We start from the raw sequence: 25474 nt of genomic DNA, 5'->3' as shown, positions 1-25474 counted from the left end.
ACGAAGGCGCCGACCGTCAGCAACGATACCGGCACACCGCGCGGCCCCCACGGGACGGGGGCGGGCACGGGAGGTAGCGTCAGGCGTAAGACTGCATGCAGTTCGTGGTAACCACGCGCCGGCCGCCGAGGCCCGCGCGCGGACGAGACAAGGGGAAGACACACTCCAGATGACGGACCGACGCCGCCGCGCGGCCCTCCTGCTCCCTCTGCCCGCCACCGCCCCCGGGGTGGTGCTGCTGCCGCGTGAGCGCAAGTCGTCCTCGTCGTCGGAGCCCACCGGCCCGGACTCCACGCCGGAGTCCGGCCCGGACAACCCCTTCGCGCCGCCGCCGGCCGACGCCCCCGACCAGGCCTGGCGCCCGCGCCACCCGGCGTCGCACCGGGCCGGCAAGGACGACGACGAGGACCGGCCGCAGGACGAGCCGAGCTGGGGCGACCAGTGGAGCCCCCGGCAGCCGGGCCGCCAGAGCGGCGGCTTCGGCAACCGCCCCGGCGGCCGCAACGGCCAGCCGGGCGGCTCCGGTGGTCCCGGCGGCTCGGGTGGCTCCGGCGGGCTGCGCTGGGACCCCACCGACCCGGCCCAGCGCCGCGCCCGCTACGCACTGCTGGCCGGTATGTGGTCGTTCTTCTTCGTGCTGTTCAGCCTGCCGGAGCTCGCCCTGCTGCTGAGTGCGCTGGCGCTCTACTGGGGCGTCAGCTCGCTGCGGGCCAAGCCCGCCCCCGCGAAGGCCTCGGCCGCGGCCACCACCGCCGCGATGGAGGGCCGGCCCGCACCGGACGACCGGCCGGGCCAGGGCGACCGGCCCGGCGCCCCGTCCGCGCCGGGCTCCACCCGGCCGCAGGTCACCTCGGCGATCGCCGGGCTGGTGACCGCGTCGCTGGCGCTGATGATGGTGGCCGCGACGTTCACCGTGCAGATCGTCTACCGCGACTACTTCACCTGCGTGAACGACGCCCTGACGCAGTCGGCGGGCAAGTCCTGCGAGAACCTGCTCCCCAAGGAGCTGCGGCCGCTGCTGAGCACCCAGGAGTAGCGCGGCGCTCCGGCGGGAGGCGCCGGGACCGTCCCGGGGCGGGGAGGCCTCGTCAGTCGTCCGCGGCCGCGCCGGGGCCGGTCGCGCAGTTCCCCGCGCTCCCTGCCGGTGCGGCCAGGCCGCACCGGACCGCGGCGAGGCCGCTGAGCGGTGCGGTGCCGTCGCCGTCTTTCCCGAGGGCGCCTTCGGCCTCCCTGTCGCCCTCGCACGGGGTGGCGCCCCCGCCTTCCGTGCCCTCCGTGCTCGCCTCCTCCTGCCGGGCCGGCTCGTGTAGCGGAGTCTCGGCCTCCCGGCGCCGGGCGCGCAGCCACCAGAGGCGCAGGGAGACCGCGACCGGGACGCCGGTGAGGGCGGTCCAGGCCGTCGCCGCCAGGCCCGTACGCCACCAGCTCGGGCCGAAGGCGGCGAGCGCGCCGGTGCCCAGCGCACCGCCGGCGAGGCCCGCGAGCACGGCCATGAGCAGACCGCAGACGCCCGCCCCCAGGGCCGCCACACAGGCCGTCGCCCACCAGGACCAGGGGGCGCCCGGGGTGCTCGGCGTGGTCGCCGAACGGGCCGCCTGCCGGGCGAGCAGCACCCCCGCCGCCACGGGCACCACGGCCACCGCCCAGGTCAGCGGGTTTCCCGGCCCGGCGTCCGGCAGCCCGCCGAGCAGCGGCAGCTGCGGCAGCACGGGGTGCGCCGAGGTCCCCAGCGGGCTGACCGCGCTGTCCGCGCCGACCATGAACCCCGGGCCCAGGCCGTAGGCGGCGCCCCAGACGGCCGCGTTCGGGAGCAGGACGAGGCACAGCAGCAGCACCGTGGCCCGGCCCGCCCAGTCGGGCGCCAACTGGAGCAGGTCCTCGCGCACCCGGCCCGCGTGCAGGCCCAGGGAGAGCAGGGTGAGCAGCACACCGGCGGCGAGCAGCGCGCCGAGCGCGGCGCCACCGGCCCGGCACACGGCACCCCGGCGGGCGGCGGCGCCCCGGGAGCCGCCGAGGAAGACCCGCAGCCGGTGCGGTGCCCTGGACCTGGCCCGCAGGACCTTCGCGGGCAGCAGCTCGGGGGCCGGGTGGCGGAGGAGGCGCCAGGCCGTACCGGCGAGGACGGCGGCCGTGGTGACCGGCACGCACAGCAGCACGCTGAGCGGCTCGGCGCGCAGGCCCCCGCCGGAGGTGTAGAGCAGCGCACCGGCCACGACCAGCAGATAGCCGGTGAGCAGCGCGCCGAGCAGGGTGCGCGGGGCGACCGTACGGGCGGTGTCGGGGACAAGGCCCGCGGGCGGGGTGTCGGTCGCGGTGGCCAGGGCGTGCCGGGCGGCCCGGTGGAGCAGGCAGACCGGGAGGACGGCGAGCAGCAGCGGGGTCACGGCGACCGGGACGCCGGAGAGGGCAGTAGTACGGACGAGGTCGCCGCCGTGCGCCAGCAGCCACAGGTCCGCGGCGAGGCGCAGCGCCCGGGAGGGGTCGCTGTCGGGGTAGGGCGAGGCGACCCAGAGCAGCAGCACGGCGACCGTCAGCGCGCCGAGGCCGAGGCCGGCGGCCGTCACCCCGCCGAGGAAGGCCGCGCCGATCGCGGAGGAGCGCTGCGCGGCGGTCCGGCCGTGCGAGGACAACGTAGGGCCACGATCGGTCAACTGGCTCACGGCGCCATGCTGCCAACAAGACCGCTTTCCGCCATGTACTGGCGAAATGCCCGACGTGTCGCGCGGTGTGAACTCTGCGGGTTTTCCACACTGCTGTGTATGACCCACCGCGAGCAGGCCGCCACCACCTTCGACCATCTCCACACCCGGCACGCGGCGGCGCTGACGCAGCAGGCGTATCTGCTCACCGGGCGGCCGGAGCTCGCCCGGCGGGCCGTGGAGCGGGGGTTCCGGCTGGCCTGGCTGCGCTGGCCGGAGGTCGCGGTGGACCCCGATCCGGCGGGGTGGGTGCGGGCGGCGGTGTACGAGTACGCGCTGACGCCGTGGCACCGGTGGTGCCCCGGGCTGCGGCCCGCCCGTGCGCCGCGCAACCCGCCGGGTGCCGCCGGACCGCCGGACGGTGTGCTGGCGGCCGCGCTGCTGAGCCTGCCCGCCCCGTACCGGCGGGCGCTGCTGCTGCACGACGGGCTGGGGCTCGGGCTGGACGAGACCGCGGCCGAGATCGAGGCGAGCGTCCCGGCGACGGCGGGGCGGCTGGCGCACGCGCGCGAGCGGATCGCCGCGCTGCTGCCGGAGCTGGGGCTCGCCGGGCGGCCGCCGGAGCGGCAGGGCCAGATCCTGCGGGCCGCCCTCACCGCGCTGCCCGCGCCGCCGCGGCCGGAGACGCCCGCCGCGGGGCAGGTGCGGAGCGACAGCGAGCGGGGCGCCCAGCGGACCACCCGGGCGGTCTTCGGGGCGTTCTGGCTGTTCGCGCTGGTGCTGCTGGTGACGATGGCCGTCACCCCGGGCCACTACACCCCGCGCCCGAAGCAGCCCCTGGCGACCGCGCCGCACCCCCGGGCGGCACCGCCCCCGCACCGGGAAGCGGACGACGGCGAGCGGCGGGAGCGGGCCCGGGAGCGGAGGAACGCCGCGGCGCGGGAACGGAGCGCGGCGGCACGCGAGCGGAGGAACGCGGCCCGGGAGCGGAGATACGCCGCGGCGCGGGAACGGAGGAAGGCGGCGCGGGAGCAGGCGATCGCCGCGGCGCGGGAGCGCAGGAACGCCGCCCGGGAGCAGGGGAACGCGGCCGTGCGCAAGCGGCTCCGGGAGGCCCGTCTGGCGCCCGAGCCGCGCTGATCCGTACGGCGCCCGTCGCCGGGAACGGGAGCGGGCCCGTACCCCTTGGGGTACGGGCCCGCGTCCGGTGCCTCGTGCGCCGGACGGGTCCGGCGGTGCGAGGCCGCGCTTCAGCCGCCCAGGATTTCGCGGGCCAGCCGCGCGGTCTCGGACGGGGTCTTGCCGACCTTGACGCCGGCGGCCTCCAGGGCCTCCTTCTTCGCCTGGGCGGTGCCGGAGGAGCCGGAGACGATGGCACCGGCGTGGCCCATGGTCTTGCCCTCGGGCGCGGTGAAGCCCGCGACGTAGCCGACGACCGGCTTGGAGACGTTGGCCTTGATGAAGTCGGCCGCACGCTCCTCGGCGTCGCCGCCGATCTCGCCGATCATCACGATCAGGTCGGTGTCGGGGTCCGCCTCGAACGCCTGGAGGGCGTCGATGTGGGTGGTGCCGATGACCGGGTCGCCACCGATGCCGACGGCGGACGAGAAGCCGATGTCACGCAGCTCGTACATCATCTGGTAGGTCAGCGTGCCGGACTTCGACACCAGACCGATGCGGCCGGGCTTGGTGATGTCGCCCGGGATGATGCCGGCGTTGGACTGGCCGGGGGTGATCAGGCCGGGGCAGTTCGGGCCGATGATCCGGGTCTTGTTGCCCTTGGCCTTCGCGTACGCCCAGAAGGCGGCGGAGTCGTGCACCGCGATGCCCTCGGTGATCACGACGGCCAGCGGGATCTCGGCGTCGATCGCCTCGACGACGGCGGCCTTGGCGAAGGCCGGCGGTACGAAGAGGACGGACACGTCGGCGCCGGTCTTCTCCATCGCCTCGGCGACCGAGCCGAAGACGGGCACGTCGGTGCCGTCGAAGTCGACGCTGGTGCCGGCCTTGCGGGGGTTCACACCGCCGACGATGTTGGTGCCGTCACCGAGCATCAGCTTGGTGTGCTTCATGCCAGTGGCACCGGTCATGCCCTGGACGATGACCTTGCTTTCCTTGGTCAGGAAGATAGCCATGGTTGTTGTGTCCTCGTCCTTTACTTAGCAGCCAGCTCGGCGGCCTTGTCGGCCGCGCCGTCCATGGTGTCCACGCGCTGCACCAGCGGGTGGTTGGCCTTCGACAGGATCTCGCGGCCGAGCTCCGCGTTGTTGCCGTCGAGGCGCACGACCAGGGGCTTGTTGACGTCCTCGCCCTTGGACTTGAGCAGCTCCAGGGCCTGGACGATGCCGTTGGCGACCTCGTCACAGGCGGTGATGCCACCGAAGACGTTGACGAACACGGACTTGACGTCCGGGTCGCCGAGGATGATCTCCAGGCCGTTCGCCATGACCTCGGCGGAGGCGCCGCCACCGATGTCGAGGAAGTTGGCGGGCTTGACGTTGCTGTGCTTCTCGCCGGCGTAGGCGACGACGTCCAGGGTGCTCATGACGAGACCCGCGCCGTTGCCGATGATGCCGACCTGGCCGTCGAGCTTGACGTAGTTGAGGCCCTTGGCCTTGGCAGCGGCCTCAAGCGGGTTGGCCGCGTCCTTGTCCTCAAGCGCCTCGTGCTCCGGCTGGCGGAACTCGGCGTTCTCGTCCAGCGAGACCTTGCCGTCGAGGGCGATGACGTCACCGCTGGCGACCTTGGCAAGCGGGTTGACCTCGACGAGGAGCGCGTCCTCGGCGACGAAGGTCTTCCACAGGGTCACCATGACGTCGGCGACCTTCTCGGCGACCTCGGCCGGGAACTTCGCCTGGGCGACGATCTCGCGGGCCTTCTCGATCGTGACGCCCTCGTTGGCGTCGACCGGGACCTTCGCGAGCTCGTCGGGGCGGGTCGCTGCGACCTCCTCGATGTCCATGCCGCCGGCGACGGAGGCCATGGCCAGGAAGGTGCGGTTGGTGCGGTCGAGGAGGTACGAGACGTAGTACTCCTCGGCGATCTCCGGAGCGGTCTCGGCGATCATCACCTTGTGGACCGTGTGGCCCTTGATGTCCATGCCCAGGATCTGACCGGCCTTCTCGACCGCGTCGTCCTCACTGGTGGCCAGCTTCACGCCGCCGGCCTTGCCGCGGCCGCCGACCTTCACCTGGGCCTTGACGACGGACTTGCCGCCCAGCCGCTCGGTCGCCTCGCGGGCCGCCTCAGGCGTGTCGATGACTTCACCGGCCAGCACCGGTACACCGTGCTTGGCGAAGAGGTCCCTCGCCTGGTACTCGAACAGGTCCACGCGCGTCCGTCCCTTGTCTTCTCAGAATCGCCGTAGTGATCGCGGTTCGTTCGTCTGCGATGGGCGTGCCGCGAAGGGCAACGTGACGGCGCTGTCACTGAGGGAGGCGTACACGGTGACCGGATACGCGGCATGTCCGTCCCGCAGGTTATCGCCGCAGGACCTGAGGCCCTAAATCGCAGATCACACTCCAGCGGTGATTACCATCACAGATCTTTTGGCCAAGTTACGCCTCCCTGGGATTTCCGCATGTTGTCGGGCGGTTTTCCACCACTCCGGGGGGCAATGCGGCGAGAACACCCATCCTGGCGGGGGCCTGCCGCCGGTCCGTCGTCACTCGGGGTGCGCACCTGTGGCGCCTGGGGGGGGCGCGCTTGGCGGCGTGCGGGTCTGTGGGCGGGGGGGGGCGGGCGGTTTCGGGGGCGGCTCCGCTTTCCGGCTCGGCCTCTTGACCCTTCAACTCCCTTCTGCGAACACTGTGTTGAGCACTTCCGCATGCTCAGGCGCCATGAGTCACACGCTTCGGCCCCGTCCCCGCGCAGTGGTACTCCCTCCCCACACTCCCTCTCCCGCTCCCTCCCTCCTTTCTCGATTTCCCGACCTCCGCGCACTCGGTGTTCGCGGGGATTCCAGGGGGAATGCGGACACATACGACCTGCCCCGGTGTTTATGCCGCAGTGCTTGCGCGCGGCATCCGCTGACTCCGCCGCCGGGCAGGTCACAGACCACCGCGGTGGCCGACGCCGCGGTCGACGAGGAAGGAATCGCCTGATGGCCACCCCGCTGACCGCGAGCCGGCTGCTCAAGGCACTGCGCGACGAGGGCCTGGTGGTCCACGAAGTCCGCAGCTGGCGTACGCACAACCGGAACTCGAAAGGCCCCTGGGCCCCCGTGCACGGCGTGATGATCCACCACACCGCCACCGAGGGCACCGACAGCTCCGTGGACCTCTGCTACGACGGGCGCTCCGATCTGCCGGGGCCGCTGTGCCATGGCGTGATCGACAAGAAGGGAGAGGTCCATCTCGTCGGCAACGGCCGCGCCAACCACGCCGGGCTCGGCGACGGCGACGTCCTGCGGGCGGTGATCAACGAGGACCCGGACCTGCCCGTGGACAACGACGCCGACACCGACGGCAACCGCCACTTCTACGGCTTCGAGTGCATCAACCTCGGTGACGACAAGGACCCGTGGCCCGAGGCGCAGCAGACCGCCATCGAGAAGGTGTCGGCCGCGATCTGCCGGGCGCACGGCTGGAACGAGCACTCGGTGATCGGCCACAGGGAGTGGCAGCCGGGGAAGGTCGATCCGCTCGGCTTCGGGATGGACGACCTGCGGGGCCGGATCAAGAAGCGGCTGGCGAAGGCGGCGGAGGGCGCACCGGAGACGGATGGTGCGGAGCCCGGCGGCGACACGGAAACGGGCGGTGCGGAAACCGACGGCCCGGAGCCGACGTCGTCGGAGCCGGAGCCCGAGTCGGAGTACGCGTCGTACGAACCGTTCCCCGGCGGGGACTTCTTCCGGTCGGGGGCCAGCAGTTCGCTGATCACGGCGATGGGCGAACGGCTGGTCGCCGAGGGCTGCGACCACTACGAGGTGGGGCCCGGCCCGGAGTGGACCGAGGCGGACCGCGCGTCGTACGCGGCCTGGCAGCACAAGCTCGGTTTCCGCGGCGAGGACGCGGACGGCATCCCGGGGCAGGTCAGCTGGGAACGGCTGCAGGTGCCCAACGCCTAACCGGCGGCGCCTGGTTGGCGTACGGCCTCTTGGCATACGGCCTGCCGGCCCGTCCCGCACGCCTTGTCGGCGTCCGGAAACACCAAGACCGGGCGGTCCTCCCCCACAGAGGTCCGCCCGGCTGTTCTTGGGTGTTCCGGCATCGGTCGCCGCCGCGACCGGGAGCCGGTGGTGTCGGCCTGTGGCTCAGACGGCCTGGACCGGGAGGGCCGGCAGCGCCGGGATGTTGGCGGCGTTGGTCAGGTCGGCCAGGTCAGCGGGCACGGCCGGCACGGCAACGGCGTCGGTCAGGTTGGCCGGGACAGCCGGGACCGCGGGCACGGACGGGACGGCGGGCACGGACGGGACGGCCGGGACCGCAACGGCGTCGGTGACGTTGGCGGGCACCGCGTCGGTCACGTTGGCGGGGACGGCCGGGACCGCCGGGACGGACGGAACGGCAACCGCGTCGGTCACGTTGGCCGGAACGGCGGGCACGGACGGCACGGCGGGGACGGACGGCACGGCGGGCACGGCCGGCACGGACTTCGCCGGGGTCAGGCCGCGCGCGCCGGTGACGGCCTGGCCGGTGGTGCCCTGTGCGTCGGTCACGACGACGGTGGCCAGACCCTGCGCGAACGGGGTGGCGTCGGTGGCCGCGCCCTGCGCGAACGCCACCGCGTCGGCCACCTTGCCCTCGGCGAACGGCACCGTCTTGGCCACCTCACCCTGTGCGAACGGCACCGCGTCGGTGGCCACGCCCTGGGCGAACGGCACCGCGTCGGCCGCGGCCCCCTGCGCGAACAGCTGCGCCTGGCCGCCGACGACGGTCACGAACGGGGCCGCCTGACCGGCCGCGTCACCGGCCAGCTGACCGGCACCGCCGACCGCGCCCTGGGCGACCGGCACGACCTTGACGACGACCCGGCGGGCGACGGGCGGCAGCACGTCGGCGGCGGTCTGGTCGACGACCGGACGCGCGGTGGCCAGACCGCCCTGGGCCTGCTTGGTCAGCTGCTCGGGACGGATGCCCGCACCGGCGAGACCGGCCAGCAGGTTGTCGGCCGAGCCGGGGGCCTTGGGCAGCGCGGGGGTCTTGGGCAGCGCCGGGGTGCCGGGCAGGGACGGGACGCCCGGGGTGGCGGGCAGCTTCGGAACGGCGGGCAGCGTGCCGTCCGTGAGGCGGCCGGCCCGGCCGAGGTCGGCGCCCTTGGCGGCCTTCTTGGCGGTCTTGACGGCCTTCTTGGCCGGCTTCGCACCGGCGGCGCCGCGCACCTCACCGGTGTCCGGCAGCCCGGCGCCGCCGGCCTGCTCGCGCACGCCGTCGACCGCACCGGTCACGTCACCGAGCTGCGACAGCTTGCCGGTGGGCAGCTTCTGGGCCGGCACGTCGCCGAGGGCGCCGGTGGCCTTGCCCGCCGCCTCGCCGACCGTCTTCCCGGCGGTCTCGACGGTCTTCGACGCGGTGCCGGTCACCTTGCCGGTGGGCAGCTGCGGGGTGGTGTCGGTGACCGTGCCGGTGGCCGGCAGGTCCGTGCCGACGGGCAGGTCGGCGGCGTTGGCGGTGACCGAGCCCAGGGCCCACAGGCCGGTGGCGGCAGCGGCGACGACGATGGAACGACGGATGGTGGAGCGCATGGAGGTGAAGTCCTTCGAATTCTGAGGGGTTTGACGGGCAGACCTGTCCCGCCCCCGCGCGGCAGGTCCAGTTACAGACGCGGAGCGGTCTGCCCTAGCCCGGGAATTCGAGGATTTCTTCGGCACGCCGACGCGTCGGAGCGCCATCGGCCGTGCGGACGCCACCGGGCAGCAGCCGGAAGCGCGTGGAGTCGGCCGTGACGGCGGCGTGCTGGTCCCCGCCACGGGGGCCGTTGCCGTCACCGGCGGTGTGTGAGGCGGGCGCCGCCGGGCCCTGCGGGGACTGCCCCGGAAGGCCGTTGTGGCCCGGGTCCCGCTGCTCGTGGACGGTGTCCGAGGGCCCCTCGGAGGCCGTCCGGTGCAGGTCGTCGCGGAGCTGCGCCGCCTGGGCGCCGGCCCGCGAAGCGGCCTGCGGCGCACCGTGGTCCGGCGTGCGGCCGTGCTGGTGCGGGCCGCCGTCACCGGGCCGGCCGGTGTGCCCACCGGACGGGAGGTGTACGGGCAGCGCGGCACCGGCCGCGTCCCCGGCCTCCCGGACGACGCGGCTCACCGGCTCGGTGATCCGGCCGGTGACCGGTGCGGTCCGCTCGGCGGCGGGCCGTACGGCCTCGGTCACCGCGTGGGACGCGGTGTGGGTGCGCTCGGCGAGCTTCGCGTGGGACTCCTCGCCGCGCCGGTTGAGTTCGGCTTCGGAGCCGGACAGCCGGTTCGCCCCGTCCCGGGTGGCGGCCCGGTCCGGGGTGGACACCTCGGCGGCGGGCCGCGCCGGGGCCGTTGCCCCGGTCTGGTCCGCGCTCCCCGTGCGGTCGTCGGCATGGGCGCCGGGACCGAAGGCGAAGCCGAGGGCGACGAAGCCCGCCAGGAAGAGCCCGGCCAGCAGCGCACGCCGCACGGCCACCGTGCGCGGCAGGCGCACGGCGGCAGGCAGGGCGAACACAGCGGACAAGGGGGGACCTTCCCATACGGACGGGGACAGCCGAGGGACGTGTCCCCGGTGTCACGCGCGTCGCGGGCGATCGAGCGATGAGCTGATACTTGCATGAGCAACCAGGTGCCACGCAAGTCCCGCCGCGCCACCTGTCACCGTTGCTCCGCCATGTCCGGTATGGGCAGCGGCCGCTTCTCGATGGCGGCCGCCATCACGTCGGGGAACAGGTCCGGAGTGCAGGCGAACGCCGGTGCGCCCAGGGCCGCGAGGGCCGCTGCGTGTTCCCGGTCGTAGGCGGGCGCGCCCTCGTCGGACAGCGCGAGCAGCGTCACGAACTGCACCCCGGACGCCTTCATCGCGGCGACCCGCTTGAGCATCTCGTCCCGGATGCCGCCCTCGTAGAGGTCGCTGATGAGGACGACGACGGTGTCGGCGGGGCGGGTGATGCGGGACTGGCAGTAGGCGAGCGCGCGGTTGATGTCCGTGCCGCCGCCGAGCTGGGTGCCGAAGAGGACGTCGACCGGGTCGTCCAGTTGGTCCGTCAGGTCGACCACCGAGGTGTCGAAGACGACCAGCCGGGTGTCGAGGGTCCGCATGGAGGCCAGGACCGCGCCGAACACCGAGGCGTAGACGACCGAGGCGGCCATCGAACCGGACTGGTCAATGCAGAGCACCACGTCCTTCTTCACCGACTGCGCGGCGCGGCCGTAGCCGATCAGCCGCTCGGGCACGACCGTGCGGTACTCGGGGAGGTAGTTCTTGAGGTTCGCCCGGATCGTGCGGTCCCAGTCGATGTCGCGGTGGCGGGGCCGGCTGATCCGCGCGGAGCGGTCCAGGGCGCCGGTGAGGGTGGCGCGGGTGCGCTGCGCCAGCTTCCGCTCCAGCTGTTCGACGACCTTGCGGACGACGGCGCGGGCGGTCTCCCTGGTCGTCTCCGGCATGACCTTGTTGAGCGACAGCAGGGTGCCCACGAGATGCACGTCCGCCTCCACGGCCTCCAGCATCTCCGGCTCCAGCAGCAGCGCGGACAGCCCCAGCCGGTCGATGGCGTCCCGCTGCATCACCTGCACCACGGACGACGGGAAGTACGTACGGATGTCGCCGAGCCAGCGCGCCACTCCGGGAGCCGAGGCCCCGAGGCCCGCCGCACGCCTGCCGCCGCCGTCCCCCTTGCGGCCGCCCTTCTCCCTGCCGTAGAGCGAGGCCAGCGCCCCGTCCATCGCGGCGTCCCGGCCGCTGAGCCCACACCCCGTCCCGTCCGCGTCGCCGCCACCGAGCACCAGCCGCCAGCGACGCAGCCGTTCGGCCTCGGGGACGGGGGCGGGAGCTGGGGCGGAGGCGGGAGCGGGAGCCGCCGGGGCGGTGGCCGTAGTGGGCGCGTTCGTGGCCGTGGTGGGCGGGGTGGCGGTCGTCGGGTCCGGTGTCGTGGTGGTCATGTCCGTGCTCCCGTGAGGTCGTCGGCCGGTCGGGACGGTTCCGGTGGGTCGTCGTCGAAGCCGTGGTGTCCGATGCCCAGCAGCAGGCGGAGCGTGGGGAGGACGGCCGCGGCGCGGTCGCGGTCCAGGCCGGGGCCGAAGCCGGGCACGGCCGCGTCCGGGGCGGCACCGTCCGGGCTGCGGGGTGCCGTCGCGGGGCCCCGGCGGACCAGTTCGCCAAGGGTGCGCCGCACTCCGGTCCCGTACTCCGCGAAGGTGCGGCGCAGCAGCGGGAGGACGTCGGTGAACGCGGCGTCCGGGACACCGGTCAGCCAGCCGTCGACCAGCGCCAGCAGCCGTTCGTCGTGGACCAGCAGCATGCCGCCGTCCCCGCCGCCGACGAAGCCCTCGATCCATCCGGCGGCGTCGGTGGGCGGGGTGCCGGGCGACAGGGCGAGGCTCATCAGCCGCTCCGCTCCCCCGTCGCCCAGCGCGCCGTCGTCCAGCAGGAGCCGGGTCGCGCGGCCACGGATCAGGCCCGGCACGGTGTCCCGTTCGCCGACCGCCCGCAGCACTCCGGCCCAGCGCTCGCGCAGCGGGGGCCCTTCGGGCTGCCCCGCCTCCGGCTGGCCGAGCAGCGCGACGGCCTGGTGGGTGGCGTCGAGATGGCCGCGCATCTCGGCGGCGCCGTCGGCGTCCAGCCCCCCGCAGGCCGGGGGCAGTCCGACGAAGACCCGCTCGGCAAGGCCGGTGGCGACCTCGCGGAGCGCCAGGGCGTCGGTGCCGCGCACATCGCCGTAGCGCACGGAACGGACGAGGGCGGGCAGCGCCTGGGCGAGGTGGCCGACGTCCGCGTCCAGCGCCGCGCGGTCCGCCAGCGCCCGCATCACCACCGGGAGGGCGTCGGGGAGTTCGGCGAGCAGACAGCGCTCGGCGAGCGCGGTGACCTCGGCGAGGCCGCTCGCCCCCGCCGCCTCGGACGCGGCCTTGGCGGTGGCGGCCGAGAGCACGGTCGTGCCCCAGATACCGGCCTCGGCGACCCGTACGGAGAGCTCCGGCTCCCAGCGCAGCAGCCAGGTCTCCCGGAAGGTGCCCGTACTGCCGCGGGAGCGGGTGGGCTCGCCCCAGGGGATGCCGAGCAGCCGCAGCCGGTGCAGCAGCCGGCTGCGCCCGGCGTCGGTCTCCTTGCGCAGGTCCAGCTCCAACTCCCGTTCCAGCGCCTCCGGTTTGAGCCGCAGCGTCCGGCGGCTGCGGGCGATGTCCCGGTCCAGCGGCACCGCGGGGGCGTCCTCCGGGACCTCGCCCAGCACCTCCCCCACCACCAGCCGGTCGTGGATCAGCGAGGACGGGGCGTCGGTGCCGTCCCCCATGACGGCGCGCACCGCGTCGTCCAGTTCGGTCAGCCCGGCCAGCGGGCGGCCGCGCACCGTGGCCAGCCCCTCGGCGAGCCGCACCGCCTCGATGACATGCGCCGACGAGACGGCGTAGTCCTCCTCGCGGAGCAGTCCGGCGACCTTGGTCAGCCAGCGTTCGACGGGGCGGTCGGGGGTGCTGAAGAGATGGCCGTACCAGCCGGGGGAGGCGACGCCGGCGCCGTAGCCGCTGCGGCGGGAGAGCCGCCGGTGCGTCCAGGGCACCCAGGTCACCGCCGCCTTCACCTTCGGCAGGCCCTTGAGGAGTTGGCGGTCGGCGGTCATCGTGGTGCGCCGTGCGAGGGCGGGGACGTGCCAGGCGCCGCACACCACGGCGATGCCGTCGCCGAACTCCCGTCGCGCGGCCCGCAGCCGGAGCCGCATATGGGCCTCCCGCACCGGATCGCGGTCGTGTCCGCCGTCGCCGTAGGTCTCGCGGAGCGTGCCCATCGCCTCGGCCAGCGCCGCGAACGGTGCCAGCGCGTCCGCACCGGCCTCCCCGCCGCCGCGGTGCTCGACCGCGTCCTCCCACCAGCGCTCGGGGTCGTCGTAACCGGCCGCCTCGGCCAGCGCCCGGAGCGGATCGATCCGCACCGCGGCGCCGGACTCCTGGGCGTCGCTCTCCTGGGCTCCGGTCTCCTGCGCGCCGGTCCCGTCGTCCACGGGCTCGGTGTCGTCCCCGGCGGCCAGGGAGTGCGCCGCGGGCAGGTCGATGAAGCGGACGGGGACGCCGTGCGCCAGCGCCCAGCGCATCGCCACCCACTCCGGGGAGAACTCGGCCAGCGGCCAGAAGGCGGCGCGGCCGGGGTCGTCCAGGGCATGGGCGAGCAGCGCGACGGGTGGCCGCATCCCCTCCTGAGCGGCGAGCGGCACCAGCTCGTCCGCCTCCGGTGGCCCCTCGATCAGGACCGCGGCCGGCCCGCACTGCTCCAGGGCGGCGCGCACCGCCCGCGCCGACCCGGGGCCGTGATGGCGCACCCCGAGCAGCACCGGCCCGCCTCCGTGGGCCGTTCGCTCGCCTCGCCCGCTCATGCGCTCACCTCACGGCAGGCGCGGTAGAAGTCCTTCCAGCCCTCGCGCTCGCGCACCACGGTCTCCAGGTACTCCTGCCACACGACCCGGTCGGCGGCGGGGTCGCGGACCACGGCGCCGAGGATGCCGGCGGCGACGTCGCCGGAGCGCAGCATCCCGTCCCCGAAGTGGGTGGCCAGCGCCAGGCCGTTCGTCACCACGGAGATGGCCTCGGCCGTGGAGAGGGTGCCGGACGGTGACTTGAGCTTGGTCCGGCCGTCGCTGGTGACACCGGCCCGCAGCTCCCGGAAGACCGTGACGACGCGGCGGATCTCGTCCAGGCCCTCCGGCCCGGCCGGCAGGTCCAGCGAGCGCCCGATCTGCCCGACCCGGCGCGAGACGATGTCGACCTCCTCGTCCGGGGTCGCGGGCAGCGGCAGCACGACGGTGTTGAAGCGGCGGCGCAGCGCGCTGGAGAGCTCGTTGACCCCGCGGTCGCGGTCGTTGGCGGTGGCGATGAGGTTGAACCCGCGGACCGCCTGCACCTCCTGCCCCAACTCCGGGATCGGCAGGGTCTTCTCCGACAGGACCGTGATGAGCGAGTCCTGGACGTCGGCGGGGATACGGGTCAGCTCCTCGACCCGCGCGGTCATGCCCTGCGCCATCGCGCGCATCACCGGGCTGGGCACCAGCGCCTCCCGGCTGGGGCCGTGCGCGAGCAGCTGGGCGTAGTTCCAGCCGTAGCGGACCGCCTCTTCCGGGGTGCCGGCGGTGCCCTGCACCAGGAGGGTCGAATCGCCGCTGACGGCCGCCGCCAGATGCTCGGAAACCCAGGTCTTGGCGGTGCCGGGCACACCCAGCAGGAGCAGGGCGCGGTCCGTCGCGAGGGTCGTCACGGCGACCTCGACGATGCGGCGCGGTCCGACGTACTTGGGGGTGATGACCGTGCCGTCCGCGAGTGTGCCGCCGAGGAGGTACGTCGCGACCGCCCACGGCGAGAGCCGCCAGCGCTCCGGACGCGGCCGGTCGTCGGCCGCCGCGAGGGCCGCCAGCTCCGCCGCGAAACTGTCCTCGGCATGCGGTCGCAGCACCTCACCGCCCGCGGATTCCGGCGCCGTCCCGGCCGTGCGGCCGCGCTCGCCGGCCGTCGTCGTGAAGCTGTTCCCGGACATGGTTCCCCCTCGTCGTACGGGCGCGGCCGGCACCCCGTCATCGCTCCGGCCGCTTGCGGAATCCACCCTGCACCACGCCACTGACAATGCCTCGAAAACCCTCCCCGGCCTGCGAGTTCGTCGCGGCCGCCGCGGATTGTCAGTGGTCCGCCGTAGCGTCGGAGACATGAATCCGCAGGGGGAACGCTGGACGACGGACCAGGTGCGCGCACTGGCACCTGACGAGGCATCACGCAGAGCGGGCGGCAAGCTCGCGGCGCCCGGACCGTGGTCGGAGACGGGCGCGGACGGGGGCGCGGTGTGGGGGCGGTGCAAGGGCAGCGGCAAGAAGCCCTACCAGACGGTCGTGGACCTCACGGGCCCCGCCTTCACGTGCAGTTGCCCGAGCCGGAAGTTTCCGTGCAAGCACGCGCTGGGACTGCTGCTGCTCTGGGCGGGCGACGGCGGAGAGGTGCCGGCCGGGGAGCCGTCGGCGTGGGCGGGTGAGTGGCTGGCCGGGCGCCGGAAGCGGGCCGAGCGGACCCCGGGCGGCTCCCCGGGCGCGGACGCCCCGTCGCGTGCGCCCGCGGACCCGGAGGCCGCCAGGCGGCGGGCGGAGCGCCGGATGCGGCGGATCGGCGCCGGCGCCACGGAGCTGGAACAGCGGCTGCAGGACCTGGTGCGGTCCGGGCTGGCCTCAGCCGAGAGCGGGGGAGGCTCCTGGGACGAGACGGCGGCCCGCATGGTCGACGCCCAGGCTCCCGGACTCGCCTCGCGGGTACGGGAGTTGGCCTCGGTGGTGGGGGCCGGCACGGACTGGCCGGCGCGGCTGCTGGAGGAGTGCGCGCTGCTGCACCTCCTCGACCAGGGGTTCCTCGGCATCGACCGGCTGCCGGGCCCGCTGGCGGCGACGGTCCGCGCGCGCGTCGGGCTGACCACCGACGCGGCGGACCTGCTGACCGGCCCCGATGCGGCGACGGTCCGGGACCGCTGGCTGGTGCTCGCCCAACAGGACAGCGACGACGGCGCGTTGCACACCCGCAAGATCTATCTGCGGGGCGAGCGGTCCGGCCGGATGGCGCTGCACCTCTCCTACGGCGGCTCCCCCGCCCGCCCCCTGGACCTGGCGCTGCCGCCCGGCCTGGTGCTGGACGCGGACCTCGCCTACTACCCGGGCGCCCGCCCGCTGCGTGCCGCGCTCGGCGAGCGGCACGCCCCGACGGCCCCCGGGCCGGTCCCGCCCGGCGGTGGCATCGACGCCGCGCTGGCCGCGTACGGCGACGCGCTGCGCGACGACCCCTGGCTGGATTCCTGGCCGGTGGTGCTCAGCGAGGTCACGCCGATACCGGGCCGCGACGGCCGGGGCTGGCAACTGGCCGACGCGGACGGGGAGTCGGCACTCCCACTGGACCCGCGCGGCCTCGGCCGGACGAGCCGGTGGCAGCTGGTCGCCCTGTCGGGCGGGGAGCCGGTCACGGTCTTCGGCGAATGCGGCCCTCGCGGCTTTCTGCCGCTGACCGCCTGGGACCCCGCCCCGGTGTCCCTGTGACCCGCGCCCCGGCCACGACTCCCCGGCCCTCTTGGACGCCGCCCCTCAACGATGCCTGGAGGAAGGCATGACCCGCACCACCCCTCCCACCTCACCTCCCACCCCCACGTCACCCGCCTCCCCCGCCCCCTGGCCCGACCTCGTGAGCGCCGCGCTGCTCGGCACCGGGCGCCGGACACCGCCGGTGGCGGCGCGGCCGGGACAGGACGCCGCGGCCGCGCTGCTGGACGCGGCCGCGGTGAGCACGGTGCGCCGACGCGCCGCGCTGCGCCCCGCACCGGCCGCTGAGCGGCCCGCCCCGGCCCCGGCCGACCCGCGGCCCTCACTGCCTCCGGCGGCCCGCCGCCGGCTGTCCCTGCTGCTCGCCGACCGCGGCGGCAGCGGAGACGGCAGCCGCCGGGGCACCGCCCCCGACCTCACCGAGCTGCTGCCCCAGTGGCTGACCGCCGCCGGTCAGCACGGCTACCGCGCCCCGGAGGCACTGCTGCCCGCGCTGCTCGACGCCGCCCGCGCCCGTACCGACCTGCGGTCCGCCGCGCTCGCCCTGGCGGGGCCGCGCGCCCTGTGGCTGGCCCGGCTCAACGACGAGTGGAAGTTCGTGCTCCGGGGCATGGGCGGCACGTCCGGGCTCCCCGGTGACGACGGGCCCGAGGCCGTACGGCGGCGCTGGGAGGAGGGCCTGTTCGCGGAGCGGGTCGCCCTGCTCACCACCCTGCGCCGGCAGGACCCGCCGGCGGGCCTGGCACTGCTGGCCACGACCTGGTCCACGGAACGGGCCGAGGACCGCCTGATGTTCCTCGACTCGCTGCGCGCGGACCTCTCGGCGGCCGACGAGCCGTTCCTTGAGGAGGCCCTGTCCGACCGCAGCCGCAACGTCCGCGCCACGGCCGCCGAACTCCTCTCCACCCTGCCCGGTTCCGCGCTCGCGGCCCGTATGGCACAGCGGGCGCACACCTGCATCGGCCTGGACCGTACGGCCGGCACACCGGTGGTCGCGGTGGAGGCGCCCCACGAGTGCGACCCGGGGATGCAGCGGGACGGCGTGACGCCCACACCGCCCTCCGGACGGGGCGAACGGTCCTGGTGGCTGAGCCAGTTGGTGGAGGCGGCGCCCCTGGACGGCTGGCACGCGCGCTTCGGCGGCCGGGACGCCGCGGCGATCACCGCCCTGCCGGTGGGCGACGACTGGCGGACGGAGCTGCACGACGCCTGGTGCCGCGCCGCCGTACGCCAGCGCAACGCCGCGTGGGCACGGGCACTGCTGGGCTCGCCCTCCGCCCCGTCCCAGGCCGCCGAGGTCGCGCCGGCCGGCTCGTCACGGGACCAGACGAAGCTGCTGACGGTGCTGCCGGAGGACGAACGGGCCCGCTGGGTGGCGGAGTTCATCGCGGCGCACGGCCTGTCGGAGGCCTTCCGGATGCTCGGCGTGTGCGCGGTCCCGTGGGCCGAGCCGCTCGGCGGAGCGGTGGTCGACGCCCTGGACATCGCCCGGGACGCGGGCAGCTATCCCTGGAGCTTCAGCGGCGTGATGGGCCTGGCCGAGCGCTGTCTGGACCCGGCCGCAGCGGACCGCCTCGACATGCTCACGGCCGTCACGGACGAGCCCGAAGGCGCCTCCCCGGGCTCCGGCGGCTACTGGTCCGAGGCCTTCCAACGCCTGGTCGGCACCCTGCGCCTGCGCGCCACGATGCGCGCGGAACTCACCCCGCCGCCGGCCGACGCCACCGGGCCCGGCACCGGGGCGCCCCCGTCCGGGCCCCGCCTGCCATGAGCACGGGCACCGACACCGCTCGCCCCAGGGCGCGCCGGTTCCGCGCTCCGTCCCGGCCCGGCCGCCGCCGGGCCGGGCCGCTCCGCCGGTTGCGGGATGCCTCAGGCCGCCGGCGAGCGGACGTTCGCGTTGACCCACTCCACGATCGAGGCGGTGGTGGCGCCCGGCGTGAAGATCTCCGCGACGCCCTGCGCCTTGAGGGGAGCGATGTCCGCCTCGGGGATGATGCCACCGCCGAAGACCTTGATATCCGCCGCGTCCCGCTCCTCCAGCAGGGCGATGACCTTCGCGAAGAGGGTGTTGTGCGCCCCGGAGAGGATGGACAGCCCGATCGCGTCGGCGTCCTCCTGGATCGCGGTGTCGACGATCTGCTCCGGGGTCTGGTGCAGCCCGGTGTAGATCACCTCCATACCGGCGTCGCGCAGCGCCCGCGCGATGACCTTGGCGCCCCGGTCGTGCCCGTCCAGGCCCGGCTTGGCCACCACCACACGGATCGGCCCCGACCTGCCCGCCGCGCCCTGGCTCCCCGCTTGCGCTCCGTCATGCCGAGCCACACTCATCACTGCCTCCAAGCCATGCACGGCACTGTGGTGCCGCCGAGCCGACAATCGATCGCGCGACCGCGATCCGGCGGCCACGAGCGTGAACGAACGTTATCGCCAGCATCCCGTACCCAGCCGTTTCGTGACATCCGGGGAGGGGGAAATCACACACGGGACACGTTCGCCACGCGCCGCGTCCCGCGTGTCGTACCGCCGGAGCCGGGCGGCGCAGCGCGGGCCGGGCGCCCGGGAAGCCACCGCCGGGCCACCGCCCCGCCGGGCACGCAGCAGCACGAGCCGCGATCACGCCGCCTGCCCGCCGGCACCGCCCAGGGCTTCCCACGAGGGCATACGGGGGTCGGTGACGCCTTCCGCGTGCCATCCGGGAGGTCGGCCATGAAGGCCCTGCCCTTTCTCTCCGCACCCCTTCTGCTCGCACGCCTCGTCTCCGCGCCCCTGTGGTGCGCCCGCCCGCTCCCCGCCCGCGCCGCGCCGCTCCCGCTGCGCAGCACGGTCGTGGAACTGGCGGTCCTCGCCGCCCATCTCCTCCTCTATCCGACCGGCATCTCCCAGGAACGCCGCGCGCCACGGCCCGCACCCCACCCCGCGGCCGGGCCCCCGGAAGGGTTCCCGGCACCGGAGCCCCCCGGGTCACCGGAGACCCCGGTACCGGCCCCCGCTCCTCCGACGCCGCTGCCGACCGAGGGCCGTTCGCATCCGCCGGTCCTCCTGCTCCACGGCTTCATCGACAACCGCTCCGTCTTCCTGCTGCTGCGCCGCTCACTGCACCGGCACGGCTGGCGTCATGTCGAGGCGCTCAACTACTCGCCGCTGACCTGCGATCTCCGTAAGGCCGCCGAACTCCTCGGCCGCCATGTGGAGGAGCTCCGCTCCCGGACCGGCCATCGCCGGGTGGACCTCGTGGGCCACAGCCTCGGCGGACTCATCGCCCGCTATTACGTACAGCGGCTCGGCGGCGACAGCCGCGTCCGTACGGTCGTCACGCTCGGCACCCCGCACTCCGGCACCCGTATCGCGCCCCTGATGTCCGCGCACCCCCTCGTCCGCCAGATGCGCCCCGATTCCGAGGTGATAGCGGAGCTGTCGCTGCCGGCGCCGAATTGCCGCACGCAATTCGTCGCTTTCTGGAGCGAGGAGGATCAGGTGATGGTTCCGGCCACAACAGCGAGAATCAGTCACCCGGATTTGATCGCGTACAGCGTGCATGTCGCCGGTGTCGGACATCTCGCCCTACCGGTCAATGGCACCGTCGCCGCCGGAATACGGGAGGCACTGACCTCGGCGGAATCCGCGGAAGGCGCCGCGGACGCCATATCGGTGGCCTGAACGGCCGCCCGGGACGACCTGCGGACACCTCACGGAACGCGGTCATGGCGCCGTAACGGCGACCTGATCTTGACGCGAGGTCGAACAAACTTCGAACGAGGCGCCAAGAGCTCGCATGGGGACTCCCGAAAGGCGGCCAAATGCCCGATCTGGCCTAGCCCAAAACCAGTTGAAGATTGTCGCCGTCGCGTACCGCCGGGTACAGTCGCCGCTAATTCTCCTGCTGCCGAGGCGAAAGAGAAGTTGGTGAACGACCGTCACCCCTCGGGGGCCCAGCCTCCGACCGGCTCTGCTTCCGACGCCTCGTATGCGCACTATCCGGCCTACGACTCCTACGGGCCGCAGTCCGCCACCGGCGCCGCCGCATACGGTGACGGCGACCCCCTCTTCGGCTCGCTCCCCGGTTCGTACGAGAGCGGCATGTACGACACCGGCACCTACGACGCCGGAATGTACGACACCGGTGCGCACGGCACGGCGGACGCCTACGGCATGAGCTCGTACGGCACCGGCATCTACAGCACCGACGCCTACGACTCGGGCGCGTACCCGGCGGGCGGCGGCTATGCCACCGGCGCGTACGACACCGGCAGTTACGCCACGGGCCAGTGGGACACCGGCGGCTGGGACACCGGCACCCACGCCGTCGCCGACCCGCACGCGGCCGCCCCGGGCTACGACCCGTACGCCCACACCGCGTACGACGCCCCGGCGCACGACGCGGCCGGGTACCCCTCCTCCGGATACGAGACAGCCGGATACGAGACGGCCGGATACGAGGCCACCGCGTACGGTCACGGCGGCTACGACACCGGGAGCTATCCCACCGGCGCGTACGACACCGACGGTTACGCCACCGGCGCGTACGAGACCGCCGACTCCTTCCACGCCTTCGACCGGCAGGCCACCGCGGTCGAGGAGACCGCGAGCTTCGAGGCCACCGCGATCTGGTCGACCACGGACCAGGACCTGATCGCCGGCATCCCGGCACAGGCCGGACCGCCGCCGGCCGACACCCTCCAGTGGGACAGCGCCAGTTGGGACAAAGCCGGGCATCTCACCCACGGCACTCCCGACGGCGACCCGTCCGGGAACGACCCGTACGACACCGGCCGGGCCGAGGGCGACGACTCCTCCGGCGACGCCGACGCCTACCGCGAGGCCGCGGCCGTGGCGGACGCCATGACGCAGGCCATGCCGGTCACCCCCGCCGCCCCGTCCCCCGTGGGCCGCCGGGTCGCCGGGGCGGAGGCCGGGAAGGCCGTCCGCGGCCGGGGCCGTCGGCGCACGGCGAAGCGGTCGGCGCTGCTGACCGTCGCGGTGCCCTCGGTCGCCGCCATGGGCGTGTGCGCGGTGGCCGCCGCGGCCGTCACGGCCGGCGCGGACGACAAGGAGGAGGCGACCGCCCAGGCGGCGCCCGACGCCGGGGCCGTCAAGCCGTCCGCCGCCAACAACAAGCTGGACACCCAGCTCGCCGGACTCAGCGCCAGCGCCGATGACTTCCGCGACCGCGCCAGCCGCACCCAGGAGCGGATCGACCTCAAGGAACGCCAGGAGCTGGAGCGCCAGCGCAAGGCGAAGGAGGCGGCCCGCAAGGAGGCCATGCGGCCCAAGTTCCTGCTGCCGGTCAAGCAGCACGGGCTGAGCGCCCAGTTCGGCCAGGCCGGGGTCAACTGGATGTCGCTGCACACCGGCATCGACTTCCCGGTCAGCTACGGCACCCCGGTCATGTCCGCCACCGACGGCACCATCCGCACCCAGTGGAACTCCGCCTACGGCAACATGGCGATCGTGACGGCGCCCGACGGCACGGAGACGTGGTACTGCCACCTCAGCAGCACCAAGATCCGTTCCGGGTCGGTCAAGGCCGGTGACCAGATCGCCTATTCGGGCAACTCCGGCAACTCCACCGGACCGCATCTGCACTTCGAGGTGCGTCCCGGCGGCGGCGCGGCGGTCGACCCGCTGCCCTGGCTGCGCGACCACGGCCTCGACCCGAACTGACCGCCGCCGCCCGCCCGGTGGCAGCCCCCAGGGGATGTCCCCGGGGGCCGGCCTCTCTCGCTACAGCTTCTCCACCGGCGCGTACCGGAGCAGCAGCCGCTTGGGCTTCTCGCCGCCGAAGTCGATCGTCGCCTCGGCGTTGTCACCGCTGCCCTTGACGCCGACGACCGTGCCGAGGCCGAAGCTGTCGTGGGTGACGCGGTCGCCGATGGACAGCGGGACCACCTGACGGCTGCCCTGGCCGCGACGGGTCGCGAAGCCGCCGGCGCCCTTGGTCCGCGACGACGACAGCCCCGAGCCGAAGCCGCCTCCGCCGCCCGACAGGCCGCCCATGGTCGCGGACGGCGTCGCCGGGCCCGTGCGCTTCCACTCCAGGTAGTCGGCCGGGATCTCCTCCAGGAACCGGGAGGGGGGGTTGTACGAGGGCTGGCCCCAGGCGCTGCGCATCGTCGAGCGGGTGACGTAGAGCCGCTCGCGGGCGCGGGTGATGCCGACGTAGGCGAGCCGGCGCTCCTCCTCCAGCTCCTTGGTCTGGCCCAGCGCGCGCATGTGCGGGAAGACGCCGTCCTCCATGCCGGTCAGGAAGACGGTCGGGAACTCCAGGCCCTTGGCGGTGTGCAGCGTCATGAGGGTGATCACGCCGCTGCCCTCCTCGTCCTCGTCCGGGATCTGGTCGGAGTCGGCGACCAGCGCGACCTGCTCCAGGAACTCGGACAGGGTGCCCGGGCCCGGGGCGGCAGCCCCCTCTGCCGCAGCCGCCCCGCGGTCCTGCTCGAACTCCAGGGCCACGGCGGCGAGTTCCTGGAGGTTCTCGATCCGGGTCTCGTCCTGGGGGTCGGTGGAGGCCTGGAGTTCGGCGAGGTAGCCCGTGCGCTCCAGGACGGCTTCCAGGATGGTGGCGGGGCCGGCGCCGGACTCGACGATGGTCCGCAGCTCCTCCATGAGGACGTTGAAGCGCTTGACGGCGTTGGCGGAGCGGGCCGCCATGCCGTAGGCCTCGTCGACCCGGCGCAGCGCCTGCGGGAAGGTGATCTTCTCGCGCGACGACAGGGCGTCGATCATCGCCTCGGCGCGGTCGCCGATGCCGCGCTTGGGGACGTTCAGGATGCGGCGGAGCGGGACGGTGTCCTCGGGGTTGGCGAGCACCCGCAGGTAGGCGAGGACGTCGCGGACCTCCTTGCGCTCGTAGAAGCGCACCCCGCCGACGACCTTGTAGGGCAGTCCGACCCGGATGAAGATCTCTTCGAAGACACGGGACTGGGCGTTGGTGCGGTAGAAGACGGCGACCTCGCCGGCCCTGGCGTCGCCGGCGTCCGTCAGCCGGTCGATCTCGTCGGCGACGAACTGCGCCTCGTCGTGCTCGGTGTCGGCGACATAGCCGGTGATCACGGGCCCGGCGCCGGCGTCCGTCCAGAGGTTCTTGGGGCGGCGGTTCTCGTTGCGCTCGATGACGGCGTTGGCGGCGGACAGGATCGTCTGCGACGAGCGGTAGTTCTGCTCCAGCAGGATCGTGGTCGCGTCCGGGTAGTCCTCCTCGAACTGGAGGATGTTGCGGATCGTGGCACCGCGGAAGGCGTAGATCGACTGGTCGGCGTCACCGACCACGCACAGCTCGGCGGCGGGCATCTCGGCGGTGCCGGGGCCGACCAGCTCGCGGACCAGGGTGTACTGGGCGTGGTTGGTGTCCTGGTACTCGTCGACGAGGACATGGCGGAAGCGGCGGCGGTAGTGCTCGGCGACGTCCGGGAAGGCCTGGAGCAGGTTGACCGTCGTCATGATGATGTCGTCGAAGTCCAGGGCGTTGGCCTCGCGCAGCCGCGCCTGGTACATCGCGTACGCCTCGGCCAGCGACTTCTCGAAGCCGTCGGCGGCCGTTCCGGCGAAGGTCTCCTCGTCGATGAGCTCGTTCTTGAGGTTGGAGATCTTCGCGCTGAAGGACTTGGGCGGGAAGCGCTTGGGGTCCAGATCGAGATCGCGGCAGACCAGGGCCATCAGGCGCTTGGAATCGGCGGCGTCGTAGATCGAGAAGGAGGACGTGAAGCCCAGCTTCTTGGACTCGCGGCGCAGGATGCGGACGCAGGCGCTGTGGAAGGTGGAGACCCACATGGCGTGGGCACGCGGGCCGACCAGCTCCTCGACGCGCTCCTTCATCTCGCCGGCGGCCTTGTTGGTGAACGTGATCGCGAGGATCTGGCCGGGGTGGACATGGCGCTCGGCGAGCAGGTGCGCGATGCGGTGGGTCAGCACCCGGGTCTTGCCGGAACCGGCACCGGCGACGATCAGCAGCGGGCCGCCGGCGTGCACCACGGCGGCCTTCTGCTCGTCGTTGAGCCCCTCCAGCAGCGCCGCGGCGTCGACGGCCGGGCGGGCGGCGCCGTCGCGGTAGTAGGCCTCCCTGGGGACGGGCGCGTCGAACCGCCCGCCGAAGAGGTCGGCGGGGATCTCCTCCGGGGCCGGGCCGTGCTCGTCCTCGGGGGGCGGAGGATGCTGCTCCTCGCCCTTGTGGCCGAGGTCCGCCAGGAAGCTGTCGTCAAAGAGGCTGCTCATCGCCCACCGAGTCTAGGCGGCCGCACTGACACTCCGCGGCGGAGTGGCGGATTGCGGGCCGCCTGTGAAGCCGGCACCGGCGCAGCGGCGGTCCGGACGTCCGGCACCGCGGCCGACCGGCGGCGCCTCGTCTACCCGAATCCGACATCTGGCACAACAGACCGCGCATCGCGTTCAGGTCACGAAAAGGTTTCGGGCATATCGAACATCAGCCTTCACAGAAGCCACACGAGTTGGCTAACGTCCTCGCTCAGGCAGCCCGCCTCCCCGCGGACGACAGGTTCGCACGGGCCGCCGACGCCGAGTCCGGCCCTGCCCCAGGCACCCGGAGCCGGGGACCCACCAGCACCACCGGGGTGAATCGGTCCGTACTGCCATCGCCAGTGGACGTCCGGACCGTAGGGCAAGCCTTCCGTCAGCGACACCGCCCGAACCCGACAGCTAACCCGGTAGGCGGTCCACGGAAGGAGTTG

Annotated in this window: 17 protein-coding genes and 1 riboswitch; of the genes, 7 read left to right on the top strand and 10 right to left on the bottom strand. The window is 74.0% G+C overall.

Annotation, left to right across the window (positions count from 1 at the left end):
* The first annotated feature begins 169 nt into the window (after nt 1-169).
* Entirely contained in the window at nt 170-1036 is an 867-nt protein-coding gene (locus ACWC9R_RS06330; RefSeq protein ID WP_450729231.1) for a hypothetical protein, read from the top strand.
* A gap of 52 nt (nt 1037-1088) precedes the next feature.
* Here ACWC9R_RS06330 and ACWC9R_RS06325 read toward each other — a convergent pair whose 3' ends face one another.
* Nucleotides 1089-2660 carry a cell division protein PerM gene (locus tag ACWC9R_RS06325; RefSeq protein ID WP_450729230.1) on the bottom strand — a complete coding sequence of 524 codons (1572 nt, stop codon included), beginning with the start codon at nt 2658-2660 and terminating at the stop codon, nt 1089-1091.
* Nucleotides 2661-2759: 99 nt separating this feature from the next.
* Here ACWC9R_RS06325 and ACWC9R_RS06320 point away from each other — a divergent pair, with 99 nt between their 5' ends.
* Nucleotides 2760-3779, top strand: coding sequence for a sigma factor-like helix-turn-helix DNA-binding protein (locus ACWC9R_RS06320; protein ID WP_450729229.1), 1020 nt, complete (start codon nt 2760-2762; stop codon nt 3777-3779).
* 110 nt (nt 3780-3889) lie between these two features.
* On the opposite strand, the gene sucD is transcribed toward ACWC9R_RS06320, so the two are convergent.
* Both sucD and sucC read right to left on the bottom strand, forming a co-directional pair.
* On the bottom strand, nt 3890-4774 hold the full coding sequence (gene sucD / locus ACWC9R_RS06315) for a succinate--CoA ligase subunit alpha (protein ID WP_030082896.1): 885 nt from the start codon (nt 4772-4774) through the stop codon (nt 3890-3892).
* Nucleotides 4775-4794: 20 nt separating this feature from the next.
* On the bottom strand, nt 4795-5970 hold the full coding sequence (sucC, locus tag ACWC9R_RS06310; protein ID WP_450729228.1) for an ADP-forming succinate--CoA ligase subunit beta: 1176 nt from the start codon (nt 5968-5970) through the stop codon (nt 4795-4797).
* 771 nt (nt 5971-6741) lie between these two features.
* On the opposite strand from sucC, the gene ACWC9R_RS06305 reads away from it, so the two are divergent.
* Nucleotides 6742-7707, top strand: a complete 966-nt coding sequence (locus ACWC9R_RS06305; protein ID WP_450729227.1) for a peptidoglycan-binding protein — start codon at nt 6742-6744, stop codon at nt 7705-7707.
* 186 nt (nt 7708-7893) lie between these two features.
* On the opposite strand, the gene ACWC9R_RS06300 is transcribed toward ACWC9R_RS06305, so the two are convergent.
* The 5 genes from ACWC9R_RS06300 to ACWC9R_RS06280 all read right to left on the bottom strand — a co-directional run bounded on the left by ACWC9R_RS06300 (nt 7894) and on the right by ACWC9R_RS06280 (nt 15262).
* Entirely contained in the window at nt 7894-9324 is a 1431-nt protein-coding gene (locus ACWC9R_RS06300) for a hypothetical protein (protein ID WP_450729226.1), read from the bottom strand.
* Nucleotides 9325-9418: 94 nt separating this feature from the next.
* Nucleotides 9419-10270, bottom strand: a complete 852-nt coding sequence (locus ACWC9R_RS06295) for a hypothetical protein (RefSeq protein ID WP_450729225.1) — start codon at nt 10268-10270, stop codon at nt 9419-9421.
* 134 nt (nt 10271-10404) lie between these two features.
* Nucleotides 10405-11688 (bottom strand): VWA domain-containing protein, encoded by a 1284-nt coding sequence (locus tag ACWC9R_RS06290; protein WP_450729224.1) that lies wholly within the window; start codon nt 11686-11688, stop codon nt 10405-10407.
* Complete coding sequence (locus ACWC9R_RS06285; RefSeq protein ID WP_450729223.1) at nt 11685-14111, bottom strand: DUF5682 family protein; 2427 nt, start codon at nt 14109-14111, stop codon at nt 11685-11687. The genes ACWC9R_RS06290 and ACWC9R_RS06285 overlap by 4 nt, the downstream gene beginning before the upstream one ends.
* Entirely contained in the window at nt 14108-15262 is a 1155-nt protein-coding gene (locus tag ACWC9R_RS06280; protein WP_450729222.1) for an ATP-binding protein, read from the bottom strand. Before ACWC9R_RS06280 ends, ACWC9R_RS06285 begins: the two co-directional genes overlap by 4 nt.
* Before the next feature lie 166 nt (nt 15263-15428).
* On the opposite strand from ACWC9R_RS06280, the gene ACWC9R_RS06275 reads away from it, so the two are divergent.
* Nucleotides 15429-16790: an SWIM zinc finger family protein gene (locus ACWC9R_RS06275; RefSeq protein ID WP_450729221.1), complete on the top strand. Its 1362-nt coding sequence runs from the start codon at nt 15429-15431 to the stop codon at nt 16788-16790.
* Between the two features lie 67 nt (nt 16791-16857).
* Complete coding sequence (locus tag ACWC9R_RS06270) at nt 16858-18561, top strand: DUF5691 domain-containing protein (RefSeq protein WP_450729220.1); 1704 nt, start codon at nt 16858-16860, stop codon at nt 18559-18561.
* A gap of 101 nt (nt 18562-18662) precedes the next feature.
* Here ACWC9R_RS06270 and ACWC9R_RS06265 read toward each other — a convergent pair whose 3' ends face one another.
* Nucleotides 18663-19121, bottom strand: coding sequence for a cobalamin B12-binding domain-containing protein (locus tag ACWC9R_RS06265; protein ID WP_450729219.1), 459 nt, complete (start codon nt 19119-19121; stop codon nt 18663-18665).
* Between the two features lie 378 nt (nt 19122-19499).
* Between ACWC9R_RS06265 and ACWC9R_RS06260 the strand changes: the two genes are divergently transcribed.
* Nucleotides 19500-20450 carry an esterase/lipase family protein gene (locus tag ACWC9R_RS06260; protein WP_450729218.1) on the top strand — a complete coding sequence of 317 codons (951 nt, stop codon included), beginning with the start codon at nt 19500-19502 and terminating at the stop codon, nt 20448-20450.
* 246 nt (nt 20451-20696) lie between these two features.
* Complete coding sequence (locus ACWC9R_RS06255) at nt 20697-22454, top strand: peptidoglycan DD-metalloendopeptidase family protein (protein WP_450729217.1); 1758 nt, start codon at nt 20697-20699, stop codon at nt 22452-22454.
* A 60-nt stretch (nt 22455-22514) separates the two neighbouring features.
* Here the strand turns inward: ACWC9R_RS06255 and pcrA are convergent, their stop codons facing one another.
* The gene (pcrA, locus tag ACWC9R_RS06250; RefSeq protein ID WP_450729216.1) at nt 22515-25001 is read right to left on the bottom strand and encodes a DNA helicase PcrA; all 2487 of its coding nucleotides are present in this window, start codon (nt 24999-25001) and stop codon (nt 22515-22517) included.
* Between the two features lie 288 nt (nt 25002-25289).
* A riboswitch (cyclic di-AMP (ydaO/yuaA leader) is annotated at nt 25290-25473 on the top strand.
* Nucleotide 25474: the final 1 nt, after the last annotated feature.

The organism is Streptomyces sp. NPDC001219, assembly GCF_053597915.1.
Note: the sequence above shows the minus strand (reverse complement) of the source record. Positions and strands in the feature narration are given on the sequence as shown.